The 22,837-nt window shown below is 37.6% G+C and carries 20 protein-coding genes; 9 read left to right on the plus strand and 11 right to left on the minus strand.

All coding sequences use genetic code 11. From position 1 onward, the window contains the following. Positions 1 to 27 precede the first annotated feature (27 nt). The gene (gene mutY, locus R2Q70_RS16255) at positions 28 to 1,071 is read right to left on the minus strand and encodes an A/G-specific adenine glycosylase (protein WP_316808603.1); all 1,044 of its coding nucleotides are present in this window, start codon (positions 1,069 to 1,071) and stop codon (positions 28 to 30) included. 168 nt (positions 1,072 to 1,239) lie between these two features. On the opposite strand from mutY, the gene R2Q70_RS16260 reads away from it, so the two are divergent. From R2Q70_RS16260 to R2Q70_RS16285, 6 genes are all read left to right on the plus strand, one after another. Then, positions 1,240 to 1,542, plus strand: coding sequence for an HU family DNA-binding protein (locus R2Q70_RS16260; protein ID WP_010601128.1), 303 nt, complete (start codon positions 1,240 to 1,242; stop codon positions 1,540 to 1,542). An 11-nt stretch (positions 1,543 to 1,553) separates the two neighbouring features. Continuing rightward, entirely contained in the window at positions 1,554 to 2,432 is an 879-nt protein-coding gene (locus R2Q70_RS16265) for a tetratricopeptide repeat protein (RefSeq protein ID WP_316808604.1), read from the plus strand. Between the two features lie 285 nt (positions 2,433 to 2,717). Then, positions 2,718 to 4,268: an Rne/Rng family ribonuclease gene (locus tag R2Q70_RS16270; protein ID WP_316808605.1), complete on the plus strand. Its 1,551-nt coding sequence runs from the start codon at positions 2,718 to 2,720 to the stop codon at positions 4,266 to 4,268. 116 nt (positions 4,269 to 4,384) lie between these two features. Continuing rightward, positions 4,385 to 5,761 carry a DNA repair protein RadA gene (gene radA, locus R2Q70_RS16275; protein ID WP_316808606.1) on the plus strand — a complete coding sequence of 459 codons (1,377 nt, stop codon included), beginning with the start codon at positions 4,385 to 4,387 and terminating at the stop codon, positions 5,759 to 5,761. Positions 5,762 to 5,827: 66 nt separating this feature from the next. Next, positions 5,828 to 7,138, plus strand: coding sequence for a carboxypeptidase-like regulatory domain-containing protein (locus tag R2Q70_RS16280; RefSeq protein ID WP_316808631.1), 1,311 nt, complete (start codon positions 5,828 to 5,830; stop codon positions 7,136 to 7,138). A 435-nt stretch (positions 7,139 to 7,573) separates the two neighbouring features. Further along, on the plus strand, positions 7,574 to 8,038 hold the full coding sequence (locus tag R2Q70_RS16285) for a DUF4920 domain-containing protein (RefSeq protein ID WP_316808607.1): 465 nt from the start codon (positions 7,574 to 7,576) through the stop codon (positions 8,036 to 8,038). 157 nt (positions 8,039 to 8,195) lie between these two features. On the opposite strand, the gene R2Q70_RS16290 is transcribed toward R2Q70_RS16285, so the two are convergent. From R2Q70_RS16290 to R2Q70_RS16310, 5 genes are all read right to left on the minus strand, one after another. Next, on the minus strand, positions 8,196 to 9,260 hold the full coding sequence (locus R2Q70_RS16290; RefSeq protein WP_316808608.1) for a branched-chain amino acid aminotransferase: 1,065 nt from the start codon (positions 9,258 to 9,260) through the stop codon (positions 8,196 to 8,198). A 146-nt stretch (positions 9,261 to 9,406) separates the two neighbouring features. Next, entirely contained in the window at positions 9,407 to 10,372 is a 966-nt protein-coding gene (locus R2Q70_RS16295) for a tryptophan 2,3-dioxygenase family protein (RefSeq protein ID WP_316808609.1), read from the minus strand. 12 nt (positions 10,373 to 10,384) lie between these two features. Next, on the minus strand, positions 10,385 to 10,762 hold the full coding sequence (gene crcB, locus R2Q70_RS16300) for a fluoride efflux transporter CrcB (RefSeq protein WP_316808610.1): 378 nt from the start codon (positions 10,760 to 10,762) through the stop codon (positions 10,385 to 10,387). 11 nt (positions 10,763 to 10,773) lie between these two features. Then, the gene (locus R2Q70_RS16305; RefSeq protein ID WP_316808611.1) at positions 10,774 to 12,075 is read right to left on the minus strand and encodes an HAD-IB family phosphatase; all 1,302 of its coding nucleotides are present in this window, start codon (positions 12,073 to 12,075) and stop codon (positions 10,774 to 10,776) included. Then, the gene (locus R2Q70_RS16310; RefSeq protein WP_316808612.1) at positions 12,075 to 13,040 is read right to left on the minus strand and encodes an NAD-dependent epimerase/dehydratase family protein; all 966 of its coding nucleotides are present in this window, start codon (positions 13,038 to 13,040) and stop codon (positions 12,075 to 12,077) included. Before R2Q70_RS16310 ends, R2Q70_RS16305 begins: the two co-directional genes overlap by 1 nt. Positions 13,041 to 13,111: 71 nt before the next feature. Between R2Q70_RS16310 and R2Q70_RS16315 the strand changes: the two genes are divergently transcribed. Then, a complete protein-coding gene (locus R2Q70_RS16315; RefSeq protein ID WP_316808613.1) occupies positions 13,112 to 14,293 on the plus strand; it encodes a formimidoylglutamase in 1,182 nt (393 codons plus the stop codon). Between the two features lie 66 nt (positions 14,294 to 14,359). Next, on the plus strand, positions 14,360 to 15,505 hold the full coding sequence (locus R2Q70_RS16320; RefSeq protein ID WP_316808614.1) for a TlpA disulfide reductase family protein: 1,146 nt from the start codon (positions 14,360 to 14,362) through the stop codon (positions 15,503 to 15,505). A gap of 80 nt (positions 15,506 to 15,585) precedes the next feature. Here R2Q70_RS16320 and purD read toward each other — a convergent pair whose 3' ends face one another. The 5 genes from purD to dcd form a co-directional block, all read right to left on the minus strand. Beyond that, positions 15,586 to 16,857, minus strand: coding sequence for a phosphoribosylamine--glycine ligase (gene purD, locus R2Q70_RS16325; RefSeq protein WP_316808615.1), 1,272 nt, complete (start codon positions 16,855 to 16,857; stop codon positions 15,586 to 15,588). A 166-nt stretch (positions 16,858 to 17,023) separates the two neighbouring features. Next, positions 17,024 to 17,905: an SDR family oxidoreductase gene (locus R2Q70_RS16330; RefSeq protein ID WP_316808616.1), complete on the minus strand. Its 882-nt coding sequence runs from the start codon at positions 17,903 to 17,905 to the stop codon at positions 17,024 to 17,026. A gap of 52 nt (positions 17,906 to 17,957) precedes the next feature. Then, complete coding sequence (locus tag R2Q70_RS16335) at positions 17,958 to 18,719, minus strand: enoyl-CoA hydratase/isomerase family protein (RefSeq protein ID WP_316808617.1); 762 nt, start codon at positions 18,717 to 18,719, stop codon at positions 17,958 to 17,960. Positions 18,720 to 18,806: 87 nt separating this feature from the next. Beyond that, positions 18,807 to 21,497, minus strand: a complete 2,691-nt coding sequence (locus R2Q70_RS16340) for a TonB-dependent receptor plug domain-containing protein (RefSeq protein WP_316808618.1) — start codon at positions 21,495 to 21,497, stop codon at positions 18,807 to 18,809. A gap of 82 nt (positions 21,498 to 21,579) precedes the next feature. After that, positions 21,580 to 22,116, minus strand: a complete 537-nt coding sequence (gene dcd / locus R2Q70_RS16345; RefSeq protein WP_316808619.1) for a dCTP deaminase — start codon at positions 22,114 to 22,116, stop codon at positions 21,580 to 21,582. A 74-nt stretch (positions 22,117 to 22,190) separates the two neighbouring features. On the opposite strand from dcd, the gene R2Q70_RS16350 reads away from it, so the two are divergent. Continuing rightward, positions 22,191 to 22,832, plus strand: coding sequence for a 4'-phosphopantetheinyl transferase family protein (locus R2Q70_RS16350; RefSeq protein WP_316808620.1), 642 nt, complete (start codon positions 22,191 to 22,193; stop codon positions 22,830 to 22,832). The last annotated feature ends 5 nt before the right edge of the window (positions 22,833 to 22,837 follow it).

Consider the following 22,837-nt stretch of genomic DNA (forward strand, 5'->3'; position numbering starts at 1 on the left):
GATGGTTAGTTAATCCATCCTGATAAATTAAAGATATTCAAGTATAAAGTCATGAATAGCTTTTGGCTGCGGTAACTCATCTAACTTACCTAAAGAAACCCAATTAAGTTCCTTTTGTTTATTAAAGTTAAATATATAATTTTTTAATACAAAAAATCGTAAATGGATAATTTGGTGCGTTAATATGTGTTTTTTACCCGATAAGTAGGTAAAAACGGCTTCTTGGCCGAATGATTTTTTTACTAGAGTTATAAACGCCTCACCATGTAAATCTATTTCAGTTTCTGTTTCCAAACTTGGAAAATCATACAAATGTTGCCAAACATCACCAGCTTGCCGCTCCCTGACTAAAATTTTATCGCCTTGCCGACAAATAAAATAATTGAGATAGCGATGCCTTTGGGCAGCTTTCTTGATTTTAACCGGTAAATCATTTACTAATTGGTGATGAAGCGCAAAACAGCTTTGGTTTAATGGGCAAATGCTACAATTTGGAGATTTCGGCTTACATTGCATGGCACCAAATTCCATTATCGCCTGATTATATAATGCAGGATCAGCCTGGTGCAGCAACTCGTTTGCCAGTTTAAAAAACTGTTTTTTACCTGCCGGCGAGTTAATTGGAGTATCAATTCCGAGATACCTCGATAATACCCTGTAAACATTTCCATCCACAACAGCTCTGGCCTCACCAGATGAAAAAGACGAAATTGCGGCTGCTGTATATTCTCCAATTCCAATTAATTTTAATAACTCATCATGCAGGTTTGGGAAGATACCATTGAAATTATTGACAACAAATTGCGCAGTTTTGTGCATATTTCTCCCTCTGGAGTAATAACCTAAGCCTTGCCAAAGCTTCAAAACCTGGGCTTCGCTTGCATTGGCAAAATCATTTACTGTGGGGAAGTTTTCGAGGAACTTATTGAAGTATGGAAGCCCTTGCTCAACACGGGTTTGCTGCAGTATAATCTCTGATAACCAGATCGTATAGGCATCTTTTGTATGGCGCCAGGGTAGATCTCTTTTATTTATTTGATACCAGTTTATCAGTTCATTTTGGAATGTCATTGCTGCAAATTACGGTGTAATTATTGGTTTTAAAAAAATCTTGCAATCGAGTGATAACTTAGCAGATAAAAAAATCATCTTTTATTTCCCTATCTCATTAAAAAGCAATACTTTTGCAACCCCAAAACAGTAGTAATATTAAAACACAATATATATAAATAAGTAAATATGACTAAGGCAGATATTATTTCAGAAATATCAACAAAAACCGGAATTGAGAAGGTTGATGTACAGGAAACAGTTGAGGCATTTTTCAAGGTTATCAAAACGAGCATGATTGGCGGTGAAAATGTATACGTAAGAGGCTTCGGAAGCTTTGTTGTTAAAAAGAGAGCACAGAAAACTGCAAGAAACATCTCTAAAAACACTGCAATAATTATCCCAGAACACTTTGTACCTAGCTTTAAACCAGCAAAAGTTTTTGTTGATAAAGTTAAAAGTAACTCTAAAAAAATTAGCGTAGAAGCATAAGTCTTATTTATATGAACAGCAGCATAAGATCAAAACAAATCATTATCATTGGAGCAGTTTTATTGCTTGTTGCTTTTCTATTTACAAGAGACATTAAAGGTTTAGTAAAACCAACAGAAGAAAATGGCAAAATGCCTGCAAGCGGTCAAATGGCCGGAGCAGAAACACCATCAACTTCATCAGTACTAAGCATCGAAACTTCATCTATTGCTGCTAAAAATGTGCTAAACAAAAATTTGGCTACAGACATTACAGCTCTAGAAAACAGTTATAAGGGCGCCAATGGTACAGAGAAAATTGAACTAGCGAAACAATTAGCCCAGAAATGGGATGATGTTGAGCAAATTACTCCATCAGCACTTTATTTAGAAGTTGTTGCACAAAGCGAACCATCAACAAAAACGTGGGTAGCGGCGGGTAATAAATTTATAAAAGCTTTTGAGAGCACGCAAGATAGTTTAGCTCAACCTGCTTTATTGCAGAAAGCGAATACTTCTTACAAAAATGCACTAGAGAAAGATTCGACAAACATTGAAGCTAAAACAGGCTTAGGTGTAACTATAGTAAACGGCTTAGGCGCACCAATGCAAGGTATTGCAATCTTGCTTGAAGTTGTTGCTAAAGAACCTAAAAATGTTAAGGCAAATATGAATTTGGGTATTTTCTCTATAAAATCAGGTCAGTTTGATAAAGCAATTCCACGATTTAATACCGTAATTGCTACGTCTCCTACGCCTGAAGCCTATTTCTATCTGGGTACAGCTTTAGAAAATTTAGGCAGAAACAAGGAAGCAGTTGATGCCTACTTAAACAGCAAAAAATTAGCGGCAGACCCAACCTTATCATCTTTTATTGATAGGAAAGTGACTGAACTAAAGAATAAAAATTAATTAACAGATTAATAAAAACATTTAAAACTTAAAACTATGCCAAGCGGTAAAAAAAGAAAAAGACATAAAATGGCTACCCACAAACGTAAAAAACGTTTAAGAAAAAACAGACATAAGAAAAAATAATTTCTTATTTTGATTAAAGCCCTTTAAACCTCACAGTATTCACTGTGAGGTTTAAAGTATTTATATGATTTTTGTTATATAAAGCTTTGGGCTGGATCAATGTTTTTCGCGTTTATACTATCCATTTGTTAATAGGCGAAAGCCTTAAATCTGTAGCTGTTGGTAAAAGAATTAATTATCAATTCGACTCCTGCCGGAGTTACCATAGCGTTGATTGAAGACAAACAACTTGTTGAGCTTCACAAAGAACAAATCAATAATAACTACGCCGTAGGCGATATTTATTTAGGCCGCATTAAAAAAATTATGCCCGGCCTGAATGCTGCTTTCGTGGATGTTGGTTACGAAAAAGATGCATTTTTGCATTATTTTGATTTGGGCCCTCAGGTGCAATCTTTAATTAAGCTAACGAAGATCAAGCGTAATGGCTCGGTTACAGGCACATTATTAGACAATTTAAAGCTCGAAGCCGACATCAATAAGGCAGGCAAAATTTCTGATGTGCTTTCAAAAAACATGCTTCTTCCTGTACAAATTGCCAAAGAGCCAATTTCTACGAAAGGACCACGTTTAAGTTCCGACATTTCGATTGCCGGCAGGTATGTGGTACTGGTGCCATTCTCCAATACCATATCTGTATCAAAAAAAATTAAAAGCAATACTGAACGTAATCGCTTAAAAAAGATTATAGAAAGTATTAAACCTCAAAATTTTGGGGTAATTATCAGAACTGTTTCTGAAGGACGTGGAGTTGCCGAAATGCAAAAAGATCTTTTAGATTTGATTGCGAAATGGGAAAACTTCATCAAAAAAGTACCTTCTACCGAACCTTCAAAAAGAGTTTGGGGAGAAATGGACAGGTCATCTACGTTAATTCGTGATATTCTGAACCCTGATTTTACAAACGTTTACGTGAGCACACCAGAGTTGTTCGATGATATCCGTTCTTATGTTCACGATATTTCTCCAGAAATGGAAAAGATCGTAAAACTTTATAAACAGAAAGAACCTATTTTCGATCATTTTGGAATAGAAAAGCAAATTAAAAATGCTTTTGGCAAAACAGTAAACTTACCGGGTGGCGCCTACTTGGTTGTAGAACACACCGAAGCACTTCACGTAATAGATGTGAACAGTGGAAACCGTACTGCCAGTAAAGAAAACCAGGAGGAAAATGCTTTACAGGTAAACAAAGAGGCGGCTAAAGAAATTGCCCGTCAATTGCGCTTGCGTGATATGGGCGGAATTGTGGTAATCGATTTTATCGATATGCACAAGCCAACAAACCGTAAAATGCTATTCGATTATTTGCGTGAGCTGATGTTATTGGATAGAGCCAAACACACCATTTTACCTCCGAGTAAATTTGGTTTGGTACAAATCACCCGGCAGCGTGTTCGTCCGGAGATGAATATTGTTACGGTAGAAAAATGCCCTGCCTGTGGTGGCACCGGCGAAATTAAAGCGAGTATCGTTTTAATGGATGATATTGAAAATAACCTGAATTATATTTTACGTGAGCAGAATGAAAAAGGCGTAACACTAAGCGTGCACCCTTATATCGAAGCTTACATTACCAAAGGAATTTTCAACCTTCAACGCCGCTGGTTTTTTAAATACGGCCAGTGGATTAAAGTGAAGTCACAATCATCGTATTACTTAAACGAGTTTCACTTCATCTCTTCTAAAGACGAAGAAATAAAATTATAACTCAAACACATTTTTAAGAAAGCCTGAATATAATTATTCAGGCTTTCTTGTTTAAAAGTCGCTTAGCTTTTACGGCTTATAAAATCTAAATTCGTAAATCTTAAATCTATAATCAATTGGCAAAAACAAAAACCGCGTATTTCTGTCAGAGTTGTGGCTATGAATCGGCAAAATGGCTGGGCAAATGTCCTTCATGCAGTCAGTGGAACACTTTTGTAGAAGAGATCGTTGAAAAAGCACCTGCTTCCGTTCCTACATGGAAAACAGAAACGAGCACCAGAAAATTAAGCAAACCCAGCAAAGTTGACGATATTCAATCATCTGTTGAACGAAGAATATTAACCGGTGATAAAGAATTAGACAGGGTTTTAGGAGGAGGTTTAGTAGAGGGTTCGCTGGTTTTAATTGGTGGAGAACCTGGCATTGGCAAATCTACATTGATGTTACAGCTGGCGCTAAATTTAAAAGGCAAAAAGCTACTTTATATTTCTGGCGAGGAAAGTGAGCAGCAGATAAAAATGCGGGCTGAAAGGATTAAAGAAACGCCTTCCTCAGACTGTTACATCCTAACAGAAACATCAACCCAAAATATATTTAAACAAATTGAAATTTTGGAACCCGAAATTCTGGTTGTTGATTCTATTCAGACCTTACACTCTTCACATATTGATTCCACGCCCGGAAGTGTATCGCAAGTAAGGGAATGCACTGCCGAGTTATTGCGTTTCGCAAAAGAAACCGGTGTTCCTGTATTTCTGATTGGCCATATCACAAAAGATGGCGCCATTGCAGGGCCAAAAATACTAGAGCATATGGTTGACACTGTTTTGCAATTTGAAGGCGACAGACATCATGTTTACCGCATTTTACGCTCCATTAAAAATCGTTTTGGAGCTGCAGCTGAGTTGGGCATTTATGAAATGCAGGGAAGTGGTTTGAGAGAGGTTTCGAATCCATCGGAAATTCTTCTGTCACAGCGTGATGAAGAACTAAGCGGCATAGCGATTTCAGCCATGCTTGAAGGCGCAAGGCCAATGCTTATCGAAACACAAGCCTTGGTGAGTTCTGCAGCTTATGGCACCCCACAAAGATCTGCTACCGGATTTGATACCAAAAGAATGAATATGCTCCTGGCCGTTTTGGAAAAACGCTGTGGCTTCAGGTTGAGTACGCAAGATGTATTTTTAAATATTGCTGGCGGAATTAGAGTAGAAGACCCGGCAATTGATCTGGCCGTATTAATTGCCATTATTTCATCACAGCAAGATATTCCAATATCATCAAAAAGTTGTTTCGCTGCAGAGGTTGGTTTATCTGGAGAAATACGAGCAGTTAATCGGATTGAGCAACGCATCGCGGAAGCGGATAAATTAGGCTTTGAAACGATTTACATTTCGAAGTATAATTTAAAGGGAATCGACATTTCGAAATATAACTTGGAAGTTAAAGCAGTAAGCAAAATTGAGGAGGTTTTTGAAATGATTTTTGGTTAAAATTTACGCTAGGCTTCTGAAAATATGATATCAAAATGTACAATCAATACTATTGTTATTTTATTGATGCTGCTGTGCTCAAATCTCGCTGTTGCTCAGTTCAAAATAACAGGGAAGGTACTAAACATAGTCGGTAATAAACCTTTGGAGCGTGCAACAGTTTTCGTAAATAAAACAGATAACGCTACACAAACAGATCATGAAGGCAGATTCACCATCCATAATGTAAAGCCAGGCAATTATGAAATTATCGTTTCTGTAGTAGGTTTTAAAACTTATCAGGTTCCGATAAACATCCAATCTGATGTGAAACTACCCACTATTGCACTGGAAGAAAAAACCATTTCTTTAGATGAAGTAAAAATTACCAAGGCAATAAAGCCAGATAGCAAGTATTTGGAAATGTTTAAGCGGGAAATATTAGGTTCTTCAAAATTCGGCAAGCAGTGCAAAATTATTAATCCAAAAGTTATCCAGCTTAATTTTGAAAAAGAAGAAAATAAACTTACGGCCTACACAAACGGCTTTATGATTATTGAAAATAAGGCGCTAGGATATCGCCTGAAATATATTGTTGAGGATTTCGAGCGAAATGAAAAAAAGGAGCTCATCTCTTACATAGGATATGTCTTATTTGAAAATATGCAGGGCAACGAAAAACAACGCTTGCAATGGAAGGAAAACCGAGTAGAGGCCTATACAGGTTCAGTTCAGCACTTTTTCCGATCCGTATTAGGAGGTAATATTAACAGAGAAAATGAAGGTGGTTTCTTAGTGGCTACAAATACAAGAATGCGAAATAGGTTTCGGTTTAGTGATACGCTTATTAAAGAAAAAATTCGTTTTTTTAGCAAAAGTTCTAATCAAACATATAAAGATTCACTCTTTTTTTGGAGCAACATGCTCGGACTGCCAAAATATATTGAAGTGATCGACACTACAAAATTAAGATCAAAACACATTGCGGCACTTACTGATCAAAATCGTCTATACGCACTTAAAATTAATACTGACACCAACTACATTAACAACTGGGGATATGTAACAGTACCTGGAATGAAAGGTAGAACTAATTTTAGATGCGACACCTGCCAATTTATCAATTCGCTATATATCACCTATATTAAAGGTAGACCAAAAGATCTTGAAAAGTCATATAAATCAATATCATTCAACAAAAAAGAAGAATCATTTACCCCCACCCATGAAATGAATGAAGTGGCAAGTTTAATTTCGATTATTGATGGAAATGTTTTTTTTGATTGGAATGGCGTTATTGTTAATCCAATGAATTTAAAGTTAGAGCGGCACTGGGCTAATCTGCGACTTGGCGACCTTCTTCCTATAGATTATTTACCAGATATTGATAATGAGTGATTGAAAGTTTTATCTTAACTTATTTAAATAGTTCAGATTGACTGATCAAAAATTTTAAACAGAATCTTATGCCAGAAGTTTTCAGTTAGCTAAACAAATAATGAAACTAATGGGGATATTTTTCCACGGTTTTTCTACAGATAGCTGAATGATTTACCCAATTACACAATAGCATTGTTTTTGGCACACCCTTTATAAAATACGCAAAACATTAATAATCAGACAAATAACAGCACAACAACTATGCTTTGGCATTTTGGTTTAACATTTGCCTAAGGTAATATGTTGTACATCATGGGATGTGATCTATAACAATAGGGATGATTTTCCTCGTTAGTGAGAGCTAGCGAGGATTTTTTTTGTCTTCACCATTTAGAAAAATTTTAAATAACTTTGGGTCAGATAAATAACTGGAACAAATAATAATAACAAACCATGAAAAAGATTATTTTAAGTCTTAGCTTTTGCTTGTTTGCAGCCGCTGGATTTGCACAAACAGCATATACTGGTCAGAAATTTGGCGAGGAAGTAAAACCTGGCGATGTTAAGCCTGCAGCTAAGATGGAAGCAGCAATGGGTGATAAAAAAACCGTTGATATGAAAATTGAAGGTAAGGTTGTTGATGTATGCAAGAAAAAAGGCTGCTGGATGACTTTGCAAATGCCAAACGGCGATCCGATGCGTGTAACATTCAAAGATTACGCTTTTTTTATGCCAATGGATATTGTAGGTAAAAATGTTGTTTTAGATGGTATCGCTAAAAAACAAACCATCTCTGTAGAAACTTTACGCCACTATGCAGAAGATGCTAAAAAATCGCCGGAAGAAGTGGCAAAAATCACTGATCCGAAAAAGGAGCTGGCTTTTGAAGCTAAAGGTGTGGTGATTTTGGATAAGTAAGCGCAAGGATTAAAGAGCAAGGATAAAAGAGCAAAGAGCAAGGATAAAGGAGCACGGATAAAAGAGCAAAGAGCAAGGTTTAAAGTGCAAGATATGGCTCAATAAAAAGCCTCAAAATTTTTAAATTTTGAGGCTTTTTTTATGCTAATAGATTGAACTACAAAACCCAGTTCCAACCAAATTCATCTGTTGCTAATCCGTAACGGATATCATTTAGTTTTTTAGCGATTCCATTTGAAACATTTCTTGTTGATGGATCGGTTAATTTATAGGTTTCTCCGAGGTAACCAATTTCACCTACATGCGTTACCGTTGCAGCAGTACCCGCAGCAAAAGCTTCTGTTAACGTTCCATTTTCAATTCCTTCAATTACTTCTTTAACAGAAACACGGCGCTCTTCAACCTCAATGCCTGCTTCTTTTGCAAGTTTAATAATGGTATCACGTGTTACACCGTCCAATACTGTGCTACGTACTGAAGGCGTAACCAATTTGCCATTTATTACAAAGATCAAGTTTGCTGTTCCAGCTTCTTCAATATACTCATGAGTAACTGAATCGGTCCAGATTAACTGATCAAAACCTTCCTTTTTTGCTTGCTCGAAAGGATACAAAGAACGGGCGTAATTTCCAGCAGTTTTAGCAAAACCAACACCTCCTTCATCAGCACGGGTGAATTCAGTTTCAATCTTAACTTTTAATGCTGAACTGTAATACGGACCAGTTGGTGTGGTTAACAAAGCAAACTTATATGTATCTGATGCTTTTACACCCAGATAAGGATCAGTTGCAAACATTACCGGACGAATGTATAGGGCATAGTCTTCCTGATTTGGCACCCACTTTTCATCAACATTAATCAGCGATGCTAAACCCTGCATAAATATTTCTTCAGGAATAGTTGGCATCGACATTCTAGCTGCAGATTTATTAAAACGCTCAAAGTTTTTATCAGCACGGAAAACACTAATTTTTCCATCAGGCTGGCGGTAAGCTTTTAAGCCTTCAAAAATGGCCTGGCCGTAGTGAAGTGCAGAAATTGCAGGGCTCATTGGAATTGGTCCGTAAGGAATAATCTGTAAATTTCTCCATTCGCCGTCTTCATAATCAGCAGTAAACATGTGATCGGTAAAAACCTTACCGAACGGTAATTGAGAAAAATCAGTAACTGCCAACCTGGTTTGAGCGGCCTTAGTGATTTTTATATCTAATGTCTCGGTCATTGTATTTGAATTTTGAATTAGAGAATGTTTGAATTGGAGCATGTTTACAAATTGGAAACACTCACTTACCCTTTCATTCACTCCATCTATATATTTTTTTTTGCAAAGTAGCAAAAAACAAGCTTTCTTAATAGTCTTTTCTGATATTAATCTTTGTTTTTGAGTGTTTTGAGTACACTAAGCACCCACCCTTTTCCCCATTCGTCCATCTGTTCTTCTGTCCATAAAAACGGATAAAAGATTCTTTTTTGAAAACGCGGAGGCAAATATTTTTGCCAGTTGGTTCCTCCTGTAGCAGCCACATCAACAGGATCTTTCTCTAAATAACGCACAGCGGATTTATAATGAGATAAAGGCCACTCTACGTTAACGTAAAGATCAAGTTTGCGTAGTTCTTCAGCAAGCGCTGAAACATCTGCTCCTTTAGCAGCCAGCTGATGATAAAGCGCAGCGAAATTTGTAAGAGATCGATCTTTTGCCAACTGTAGAAACTGAGCTGCATATTTTTTAATGAACTGCTTTAGGGTTAAGGTTTGTTTACCGCTGGCCAATTCAGTTGCACCAAATTTCCAATAAATGTGTTCAAATTGTTCCTCAATAGTTGCGGTACCTAATTCATTGCGTTTACTTTTATCTACCAGGCGAATAAAATCGGTTGCACAAATTTCAATCATGCGGTACTGGCCAGATTGAAATCCACTTGCAGGTAAAAGCGACATGCGAAATTTAAGGAACTGTTCTTTCTCCATGCCATCAACCATAACCTCGAAAGATGTAGTTAATGCGTTGAAATAAGCATTAATTCTTTTAACACGGGCTGTAAAAAATTCAACAGTTAAATTTTCATGTTCAGCAATTTGCCGGCATTCATGTAAAGCCAGTTTGAAATAAAGCTCTGTAATCTGATGGTACATGATGAAAATTTCCTCATCAGGAATTGGCGTTTTCGGGTTTTGCAAACTCAATAAAGTATCCAAATGGATATAATCCCAATAGGTAAGAAAATCTGCATATAACAAACCATCCAAATAAGAGGCCATATCTTGCCCCATAGCTGTATATTTTTCCTGTAACTGTTGAAGTTTATCTTTTATTTCTGGTGTAAAATCCATGCATACGTTTAATTAAGCCAGCTTTAGCTTTGAAAGATACATTCCAGCTAAAATACCAGCCACACAAAGACTAAAATTGATTAGGATATTTAATAGCGCCATTCCGATGTGATTATCTTTATACAGGTTAATCGTCTCTAAGGTATAAGTAGAATAGGTACTGAAACCTCCGCAAAAACCGGTAATTACAAAAAGTTTCAAATTTTCGTTTAAGCTTGATTTCTGTAAGAAATAACCCAGAAATAAACCCATGATTAAACAGCTTAAAACATTTGATGTTAATGTTGCATAGGGAAATTTCATCAGCCGATTTGCGGATAACCTGGTAACACAATATCTTGCCAAACTCCCTAAACCACCTCCAACAAATACGATGATAACCTGTTTCATGTTTTATTCAGTTAATATAATACCCTAAACTTGATGGTATGCTCAATCTTTTTTAATGATTTAAATAATTGTTTATCGTACTCCGTATTTATATCGGTAATGGCATATCCAATTTCAGGGTTAGTCATTAAAAACTGACTCACGATGTTAATATCATGCTTGGCAAAAACTGTATTAATTTTCGCCATAATACCAGGTACATTTTGATGAATGTGAATCAAACGGTGAGATTTTTCGATTTTAGGCAGCTGCAAATTCGGAAAATTGCTACTCAGGTAAGTCGCACCTGTGTTCATAAAATCGGCTACACGTTTTGGAATAAAATCAATATTCCTTGGGTTATTCTTGGGATCATCGAAAACCACGATCCCTTGTTTGGTACAAAGGTCAAAATCAATTTTGTTTTTAGCGTTGCCCAGATAACCAATCGTTTTCAGTTTCGCTGCATTTTTTAACTGCTCTTTATCCATTTTCTCGCCCTCGGCGAAAATGATAATGCCCACATCCTTAACATACTTTTCTTCGAACGAGGTTTTATGCCTGATTGATAAACCATCATTTTTTAATATTGAAATGGTTAAAGGATCAACATTACCGATAACCAGGCACAAAATTCTATTTTTTGGATAAGAAATGGCTCTTGGAAGGTCATTTACGTAAAGAAACTCATCAAAACTTGGTGTAACGTGGTCGGCTCGGGAAACAATGCTTTCACGGGCAATATTTTCGGTAAAGGCGAAAAATTTATTAATTAAGCCACTTTCGCGTAATTGAAAATCAGAATAACCATCACCAATACCAAACAATTCGCCTTCCAATTTTAGATGTTGTAACAACTTCACTTTTCCACCTTCCTCGCTTAAAGGATTCGCATGGTCATAATCGATTATTTTTCCATCACCTGTGGTTACAAAAGTATTGGCGTAAATATTTTCCTTTTTAATGTGATACTGACTCACTACCGGAGTGATAAATTCCTTAAATCCGCCGGAAACAATGAGCACTTCATCTGCATGTTTTTTAAAAAACTCAGCATTACGCGAAAACGAAGTGGAAACCTTCTTTTTCAGGTGTTTAATGAGGAGTTTTAAATGATCTTCACTTGCTTCCAGCAATTTAACACGTTGTGCTAAACTTTCAGAGAAGGAAAGTTTGCCTTCCATTGCAAAGTTGGTGTAATCTTCAATTTTCTGGAAAATGGCCTCTTTGTCTGGGTGGTTCTTTAAAGAGATTCTGGCGAGTTCATCAAGCGCTTCTACCTGGGTAAAAGTGCTATCGAAATCGATAATGTAATACGCTTTTTGTTTGGGCATTATTTTAAATGTTGGATAATTTCTCGAATGCTTTGTTCAACTGGTTTAAAAACGATTCCAGTCTGATCAATCACCTTATTATTATTGTAATAACTTAACGTAATACTGCTGTTTGCGGTATCTTTTGTTATTGATGGCTCTTTACCGGTAAAAACGGAAACAAATTTTAGTGCCCTCCAGGCTATTCCAAGCATCCAGGGTTTTGCTTCTTTGGTGGGTGGTTTAACTCCAAAACTGGACGCAATTTGAGTAAACAAATCTTTGTAATGAACATCTCCGGCTGAAATAATATAGCGTTCACCTGAAACTTCACTATTCATTAATAAAATCATTGCTTTGGCAACATCTTCAACATCCACAAAACCTGATGCACCATCAGTATAAAATGGGAAACCATCTTTTACCAGCTTAAAAATGGCCCCGCTTCCTTCAAAGCCTGCATTTTTGCCAATTATGACCGATGGATTTACGATTACAGCATTTGCACCTTCGTTAATTCCCCGCCATACTTCCATTTCAGCCTCGTACTTGGAAAGCGCATAAGCATGGGCTTTAGCATCATACTCCCAGAAATCCTTTTCAGTAATTTCCTTATTCCCTTTTTTTGTCAGTCCCAAAGCAGCAATGGAGCTCACGTGCAAAAGCCTGCAATTACGTTCTAAACAAAGGTTTACGATATTAGATGTACCATCGATATTTACATGAAACAGCTTTTTTTTGTGCTTCGCACTTAGTGAAACAAATGCAGCACAATGATAAACTGCTGTGACATCTTCAAAAGCTTCTTCCAAATCAGCAGGTTCATTAATGTCGGCTTCAAACCATTGAATTAAGCCACTCGCTGAAATGAGTGCAGGAATTTTTGAGTTTTTTCGTTTCAACGCCCGAACAGCTAAACCTTTATCGGTTAACTGCTTTATCAATTCAGACCCTAAAAATCCCGTGCCGCCGGTTACCAGTATCATTTTATTTTTTTCGAGCTATATGTGGAAATACGCATTCAAAAATAGATATTTGAGCCGAGAGTTTTAAATATATGTCATTAACGGATTTCTTTTCCCCAATAAACGCCGATAGTTTTACACCGAAACAAGGGTTTTTAACCAGTCAGCTAGGTTTAAAGGCCCATATTTTCACCGAATCATTTCCTGACTTTGAAGAAAATACTTATGATTTAGCCATTATTGGTGTGCTGGATGGAAGAGGTGCGGTAAATAACGAGGGTTGTGCACTGGCGCCTGATTATTTCAGAGAAAAGTTTTACAAATTAAATGAAGGTGCTTTTACCAGCAGGATTGTTGATCTTGGCAACATTAAACACGGGGCAACGGTAGCCGACACTTATGTTGCCGTTAGAATGGTGGTATCCGAGCTCATTAAAAAAGATATTATTCCAATTATTATTGGCGGAGGACAGGATTTAACTTACGCACAATATCTTGGTTACGAAAATTTAGAGCAGAAGGTTGATTTGGTAATTATCGACAATCAGTTTGATATTGGTGATGACGATAATGAAGGAATTGCAACCCGATCAGATTGCTACCTGAATAAAATTTTCCTCCATCAACCCAACTATCTTTTCAACTACAGTAACATTGGCTATCAGACGTATTTCGTAAATCAGGAAAGCTTAAGTGTGATGGATAAGCTGTATTTTGATGTGCACCGGTTAGGCGAATTTGCACAGGATATTACTTTAACGGAACCGATTATCCGCAATGCGAATATGATTAGTTTCGACTTGGGCGCAATCCGTTCGGCAGATGCCGCAGCCAATGCAAATACAACACCAAATGGCTTTGATGGCGAAGAAGCTTGCAGAATTTCCCGATATGCTGGAATGAATGATAAACTAACTTCGATAGGGTTTTATGAATTTAACCCTGCCTATGATAACAATGGCCAAACTGCCTTTTTGCTGGCGCAGATGATCTGGTATTTTATGGATGGATTTTATGCCCGTAAAAAAGATTTTCCGTTAACACCAAAATCACAGTTTATGATTTATCGAACCAGTTTAAAAGATGGTTCGGGTGAAATGGCATTTGTAAAAAGCAAAAAATCAGATCGTTGGTGGATGCAGGTTCCATACCCTTCCGGACAATCGAAAAATGAGCGCTACCACCTGGTTCCATGCCGTTACGATGATTACCAGACTGCCGTGAGTGGTGAGATGCCAGATTTGTGGTGGAGGACCTTTCAAAAGCTATCATAATTTTACACAAGCTTTTACGTTCTGAAAACATATATTCCTAACTTTGAGAAACACTAAATTATATTCATGAAAAGAACATTATTGGCTGCAATAGCAATTTTACCATTTGCAGCATTCGCACAAAAGCCTTTCACATTAAGTGGAGATATAAAAGGGCTAAAAACCGGCGATAAAATATTCCTGATTTATCAAGGAGAACAAAAAAATATTACCGATTCTACTACTGTTGCCAATGGCACTTTCGCGTTCAAGGGCACTTTAGCTAACCCAAAACAGGGAAGTTTGTATTTAAACAAAAACCCTTACGTTAATCGTCCGGCTCAGGGAGAAAAATTGGATGGTTTATCTATTTATGTTGAACCAGGTACAATTAAGTTAACTGCTGCCGACTCTTTAAAGAATGCTACGATTACCGGATCGTCCGTTAACGACGATGCTAAGAAGCTTAAAGCTTTAACGAAGCCGGTAACCGACCAGTTAGTGGCTATTAACGCTGAATACAATGCTTTTACTCCTGAACAAAAGCAAAATAAAGAAGTTATGGATGGCTTAAGAGGCCGTTATGAGAAAGCTGCTGAAGGGTTAAACCCAATCATGTTGCAATTTGCAAGTGCCAATCCAAAATCATACATCAGTTTAACTGCAATTGGTCAGTTGGCTAGCGACCCGGAGAAAGCTACAGCTGCAGAAAAAGCATTTACTACGCTTTCTCCTGAACTAAAAGCTACCTCAATGGGTAAGCAGTTGGCTCAAGTTTTCGAAGCAGGTAAAAAAACTGCCGTTGGTGTAATGGCAATGGACTTTACGCAAGCAGATACTACAGGAAAGCCAGTAAAATTATCTGATTTCAAAGGCAAATACGTATTGGTTGATTTTTGGGCATCATGGTGTGGCCCTTGCCGCCAGGAAAATCCGAACGTAGTTTTAGCTTACAATAAATTTAAAGATAAAGGATTCACTGTTTTAGGCGTTTCTTTAGATAGACCAGGCCAAAAAGAGGCTTGGTTAAAGGCAATACATGCAGACAAATTAACCTGGACGCACGTTTCTGATTTACAATTCTGGAATAATGAAGTGGCAAAGATGTATGGCATCCGTTCCATTCCGGCGAACTTTTTAATTGATCCGACAGGAAAAATTGTAGCCCGTGATTTAAGAGAAGCTGAGTTACAAACCAGATTGCAGGAATTATTGGGAAGTAAATCGAAGTAAGAAAATATTGTTTAAAAGAAAAGCCGCCGATTTGCAGATCATTATCAGTCTGTAAATCGGCGGCTCTTTTGTATAGCAGATTATATTAAATCAAAACCAATATCTTCTCTGAAATATTTTCCATCGAAATAAATTCTACCGGCATCGGCCGTTGCAGATTGTAAAGCGGTAAATAAATCCTTTTGCAAACTAGTGATGGCAATTACTCGCCCTCCATTGGTTTTTACCACATCATTATCTAAAAGTGTTCCGGCATGAAAAGCATTTGAGTGACGAAGATTTTCAATTCCACTTATTGCTTTGCCTTTTAAATACTCGCCAGGATAACCACCAGCAACAATCATTACTGTGGCAGCTGTTTGATCAGAAATCATTAAACTAACCTGATTTAATTGTTTATTTGCCGTGGCCATAAATAATTCCACCAAATCATTTTCAATACGCGGAATTACACTTTCCGTCTCCGGATCGCCCATACGGGCATTATACTCAATTACAAAAGGATCGTCGCCAACTTTAATTAAGCCGAAGAAAATAAAACCTGTATAATCGATATTATCCTTTTTTAAACCATCTACAGTGGGTTTGATAATCCTTTCCTCTACCTTTTGCAGAAATTCTGTTGTAGCAAAAGGAACCGGAGAAACAGAACCCATTCCGCCCGTATTTAAACCTGTATCGCCCTGCCCAATTCTTTTATAATCTTTAGCTGATGGAAGCGTAACATAGTTTTCTCCGTCGCTTAAAATAAAAACGGAAAGTTCAATACCACTTAAAAATTCCTCAATAACAACAGTTGCACCTGCAGCGCCAAACTTACCACCAAGCATCAGCTTAAGTTCTTCCTGAGCTTCTACCGTTTCAGTGCAGATTAAAACACCTTTTCCTGCAGCCAGGCCATCAGCTTTTAAAACCACTGGCAAAGCATGCGTTTCCAGATAGGCTAAACCATCTGCTAAAGTTTCTGGAGTGAATGATTTAGAAGCTGCAGTTGGAATGCCGTGACGTTCCATAAATTGTTTAGAGAAATCCTTGCTGCCTTCTAGAATGGCACCTTCTTTCTTCGGACCAATCACCGGAATATGCGCAATGGCCTGATCGGCCAGAAAGAAATCATGAATACCATTTACCAAAGGCTCTTCAGGACCAACTACAACCAAGTTGATATTTTCGGCCAGAACTACTTTTTTAATGGAATCAAAATCGTTTACGTTGATGTTGATATTGGTACCATACATGCCCGTACCGCCATTTCCTGGTGCAATAATCAACTTATCGCAGTGCGAAGACTGGCTCATTTTCCAGGCAAAAGCACTTTCTCTGCCGCCTGAACCTAAAAGTAAGATATTCATACCGGCAAAGATAGGATTAGTGTTGGAAAATTGAATATTGAAATGTTGGAAAGTTGATCAGTTAGAAAGCTGGGATTGGGGGATTAGTGAATTGGCGATGATGTAACTTGGAAATTGGGTGACTTAGCGAAAAAATCCACCCATAGGTACTTTCAACTTTTTACTTTTAACTTCCCTTTGCGCTTCTGGTCATTTGCTCTAACATATCCCACATCTCATTTGGAATAGCCTCCAAGCCGTTCATTTGGCCGGCACCTTGCAGCCATTCACCTCCATCAATTGTGATCACTTCACCGTTAATATATCCTGAAAAATCGCTTACCAGAAATGCAGCCAGATTGGCAAGTTCCTGATGTTCGCCCACTCTCTTCAGCGGCACGCGGTTTTTGAAATCGAATTTTTTGGCTAAATCTCCAGGCAGCAACCTTTCCCACGCACCTTTGGTAGGGAATGGGCCTGGTGCAATGGCATTGGTACGGATACCATATTTACCCCACTCTACCGCCAACGATCGGGTTAATGCCAATACACCTCCTTTTGCACAAGCCGAAGGAACCACATAAGCAGAACCTGTAAAAGCATAAGTGGTAACGATGTTTAATACTGTCGCAGCCTGTTTTTCTTTAATCCAGTGTTTCCCAAAAGTGAGTGTACAGTTTACTGTTCCTTTTAATACAATATCAATAATAGATGAAAAGGCATTGGCCGATAACCTTTCGGTTGGAGAGATGAAATTACCTGCCGCATTATTTAACAGCACATCTACAGATCCAAAACGCTCCAATGTTTTCGTTAGCACGTTCTCTACCTGCACTACCTCACGAACATCGCAAGCCACCGCTAAAACTTTGCCTCCGGTTTTCTCTTCCATTTCATCAGCAGTTTTCTGCAAAACTTCTTGCTTGCGGCTGGTAATAACCAAATTGGCACCTAATTTCAAAAAATAAATACCCATGGCTTTTCCTAATCCGGTTCCACCGCCAGTAATTACAATGGTTTTCCCTTTTAAAGCATCTTCTCTAAGCATTGGTGAATTATAGTTGAGCATAATATTTGGTTAATCGGTTAATTATTGAATGATAATTGGAGATGCTAATAAACTACTTTCTCTGTAGGCTTGCAATAATTGTTTTTAGAATATGACGGGTTGTTGGCGACCACCACTGGGTCAGCATTTTTTCTAAGGTTTCAGTTTCATCTGCAGAAACAGCCTCGATTAAATCTTGCCTAATATTTAACTTGCTTTGCGACCAGGTATTGCTTTCGAGCTCCATGTACTTTTTGATTTTCCTTTCGGCTGCAGTTAACAAACCTTCGTTTTTCACCAGCTCATCTATCAAACCAACTTTTAATGCTTCTTCAGGATTGTACAATTTTCCGGCAAGTAAACTCCGTGTTGCCTCAGCTTTGCCAAGCCAAAAAGAATATAACTGAAAAATGCTGTTTGGAACGATAATACCAACTGGCACTTCATTTAAACCAATAATATACTGGCCTTCGGCCATGATGCGATAATCGCAGGCAAGTGCCATGACACAACCACCCGCAGGACTATGACCACTGATCGCTGCAACCAGAGGTTTTTTAAATGCAACCAGGTTTGCTGTGAAATTTAAAAACAGCTTCCAGAAAGCTTCTGCCTGCGCTTCGTTAAAATCATAAAGTTCAACCAGATCCAAGCCTGCAGAAAAAAATGGCGCATTACCTGTTAAAATAACCCCACCTATGTTGTCATCTGCTGAAATGTTTTTCAACATATCATCCAGCTCGGTAATCAACTCGCCATTTAATGCATTTGATTTTCCCCTACTTAATGTGATGGTGGCTAATCTATCCTTAACACTTACTTTTATTGTATTCATATTAAACAGTAATCAAGATTAATGATTGAATATTAAACGCAGCACATTAACTATGCTAGCATAATATTCAAATTTATTTATTTTTCCCTATTTAACATCATAAGTGTAAACTTTTCTAGCCAAATGACCGAAAGCATCTATTCCTTCCATCACTACCCTATATTGCCCAGGTTCATCAGCATTGTAAAATTCAAATTTCCCTTTACCATCATTTTCGGCAACAACTTGCGGATTCCAATAGATGGTTGTACGTAAATCAGCCCGGCTGTTATTAACTTCAGCATCGTATTTCGGCGCATAAAATTCTCTGGAAGCAGAAAATCCTTTAGGGTTCAAGGTGACTACACCTGGTGCATAATGATTGTAACTAGCCGTTCCACCACCGCGTTTGGTAGTAATCACAAGTACACCTCCCCCGCCTTGCGAGCCGTAAATGGCTGTATTACCGATTGTTTTCAAAAGCTCGATTGATTCTACATCCGAAGGAATAATATTGTCTAAAAAATCAGCTTCAACACGCATTCCGTCTAAAATAATCTGCATGGGTGTATTTTGGCTCCGCATCAAATAAGGAATGTTTCCTCTAAATAAAACACCTGGCAACCGGCCTTGCAAACATTGTGATAAAGTGATGCAAGTTGACAGATCGTCGGCAGTGAGGACGTAATCTGCCCTACCCGCCCCATTTAAGTTAGCTGAGTTTTTAGCAGGATTTCTTTTCTCTGTGATGGTGACTTCTTCAAGTTTAATTGTTCGTTCGAGTAAACCCAGCCGGGTCATTTCGTTAAAATAATTATCACTTTCTTTAATATATTTCATCAAAGAGTTATTTACATTCACTTCTATATCAGCTGAATTTTTGTTTTTTGTTACGATCTGGTTTGGAACAATATCGACATTAATATCTACAAATTTCCGCTCTGTTTTGGTTCTGGCCTGTACCACAAATTTTGTGCTATCAGGGAAAGTAAGGTTATCAAAAACAAATTTCCCATCAGCGTTTGTAACGGTATCGAGGATAAAAAACGATCCCTTGGTAGCCATTAACATCACTTTACCCCCCGGCACCGGTTTACCACCTTTCATCACCGTGCCACTAATGGTTATTGAGTTTTCTGGTTTGTAGGTAATGGCAGGTCCAGTTCCGGCGGCTATATTTCTCCATAAAAAGCGGCTCCAGCCTTGTGTTAGCATCAGGTTATCAAGCTCTTTCATTGTTTTAACATCATTATTCAAAAAATAATGATTGGGTTTTTCAATATACCCGGTTAAATCGGAAGTTAGCAGTAATGAGGTGAGGATATTGGTTTCATTATCTTCATCGGGAGTTACTTTTGTTGCATTGGTAACGGCAACAGAAAAGCTACTTAACACCGGTTTATTTTGGTTACTGGCCTCGAAACTAAAGCTTGACTTACCTTTTCTGCTGGTTGATACTGCGGAAGTATTTAAATTTACATTGATTAAATCAACAGTGTTATTTACAAAGATTAAACGTTCGGCAACAGGTTGGTTAGTAGCTGAAAATAAGGTAAACTGCACCACGCCAATGGGAAGGTTTTTCTTCGGAATGGTGGCCATCAAAACTTGTTTGTCCATTTTGGCTTTCGATACATAAAAAACATTTCCTGACTGTTGCGCTACTACCTTAAGTTCGCTACCATTTACCATACTTTCACTAGCCAGGATTTTTACAACCACCTTAGCCGTGTCTAAATTATTTACGGTAAGTGTATAGCCGCTTTTCTGCGTAACCGGCAACTTAAAATCTTTGTTTGATCCGTCTTTGAATGTAATTTTGGCGGTATAGCTTTTACCAGGTTGTGAATTAAAAACAAAACTTCCCATCCCCAAATAACTGGTCTCAAACGAAGTAATCGTGATTCCTGATTCATCAACAATGGCGCCTTTGATGTCTTCTCCACGCCCGGAGGTGTTAACTGATTTTACCGCAATTTTTTGTGGAAGATTTTCGATGAGTGAGCCTCCTTCAGGTAAAAACTGTACATCAACATCGTTGGAGGTAGAGGTGATTGGAATTGTTTTAACAACTTTTTGTTTATTTTCAAGCGTTAATGTAGCGACTATCCGGCCTGATTTATTTGCCAGTAACTGATTGCTTGTAAAATTAATTACGGCATCGCCTGAAAGACTCGTTTTAGTTTTTCCTTTAGCAACCGATTTGTAATCCAACTGAACATCATAACTTAGCTCGTTTTCCTTGTAAGCAACACCAGTTTTATCTTCAAAATGAATGGTGGCCACAACTTTGTCGGTATTGTTTTCTTTTGTAAACGCATAGTCGGTCTTCGTAAAAACTTTATTCGCCCAACTGTTTCCAATCTTGATGGTTTTATCGAAAAAAAACTCCGTACCGAAGTTACGCATGTAGTTGGTATATGCCCTGATACGGTAATTACCCTCACTCAAAGAATCTGTTAATTTAAAATCTCCCCAGGTAATGCCGCTAATTAACGGCAGTTTCACCTGCCTTTTAACTGAATCCTTTTCGTTGATGAGTTCTACATACAACACTTTACTCATTTGAGAAGGCGCCGATGTTTTGGTGTTGACTACATAACCTTTAAACCAGATGTCATCTCCAATGGCGTAGTAGGGTTTATCAAGGTGTATATGAACTTTCTCCTGAGGAAACTTATTGGTGTAGTCGTCAAGTTTTTTTAACAGCAGTGTAAAAGGATCGTCGTCCATTTTAAATGCAGTGAAACCAAAAAGAAGTGTGAGAATGCAGATTGCGAGGGTAATTTTGAATTTCATTTGTAGTTAGGGTAAAAATAAAATATGCCTCAAGGTACAAAACCCGAGGCATATTTTTATGAAGGTAACGTGAATATTAACCTCAGAATTTATTCTTCCACATCATGCTTTCAACAGGCCTGGTGGTTTTATTATTATACTTCGCATTGCCCTTGGTGTTGTACATGGTTTCAATATTTCCTTCCACAACAAAATAAATGAGTTGACCAATCGGCATGCCGGCATAAACCTTTACTGGCTGCGCCACTGATATCTCCAGCGTCCAGGTATTGCAAAAACCAACATCGCCTTTACCTGCAGTGGCATGAATATCAATTCCTAAACGACCGGTGCTGCTTTTACCTTCCAGAAAGGGTACATGACCATGCGTTTCTGTATATTCCAATGTAACCCCCAAATAAAGTGTTCCTGGATGTAAAACAAATCCATCTTTTGGAATTTCGAAATGTTCGATTTCATTATGCTGTTTGGCATCCAAAACTCTGTTTTTGTAAGTTGCAAGGTATTTGCCTAAATGTACATCGTATGAATTGGTACCTAAGCTCTCTCTTTTAAAGGGCTCAATAATGATTGTTCCCTTGTCAATCTCTTCTAATATCCTTTTATCCGATAATATCATTTTTTTTATGCGTATTTTTGGCCTAAATTATCAATTTATTAAGATAGTTTCACATGCTAATCTCAATTTTATAAATGCCAATAATTTATAATAAAAATGTTGATGAGGACTCGGTTCTTGCAATCTGGAAAATTGAAGAAACTGAAGCTGAAATGTTAGCTGGTTTGCAGCTCAAACAACACGAACTCGATATCATATCCTCTTTAAACAATGGCAAAAGGCTGTTACACTGGCTAAGCACGCGATTGCTTTTACGCACCATGCTTAATACCAAAGAATACATCGACTGCCAGTTTGATGAAGATGGCAAACCTTATTTAACAAATTTTGATTATCAAATATCGCTGAGCCATTCTTATGATTATGCTGCTGTGATGATTAGTAAAAAGCATGCAGTTGGTATTGATATCGAATTAATTAAGCACAAAATTAAAAGCATCAAACATAAATTTTTGAGTGATATAGAACTCGCTCAGAAACAAATAGGCGATAATATCGACGGACTTTATGTAGCCTGGTGCGCAAAAGAAGCCATATATAAGTGGCATGGAAAAAAAGGTTTAGAATTTAAGCGAGACATTCACATTAAGCCTTTTAAGCTGAAAAGCGAGGGAAATTTAAATGCTATTGTAGAACTTCCTTCAGGAACAAAAGAACTGACTGTAAATTATTTTAAAACCAATGATGGTTACATGTTGGGCTATGTAACTACTTAATACTT

The organism is Pedobacter agri, from assembly GCF_032678665.1.
GTDB classification, from domain to species: Bacteria; Bacteroidota; Bacteroidia; order Sphingobacteriales; family Sphingobacteriaceae; genus Pedobacter; species Pedobacter agri_A.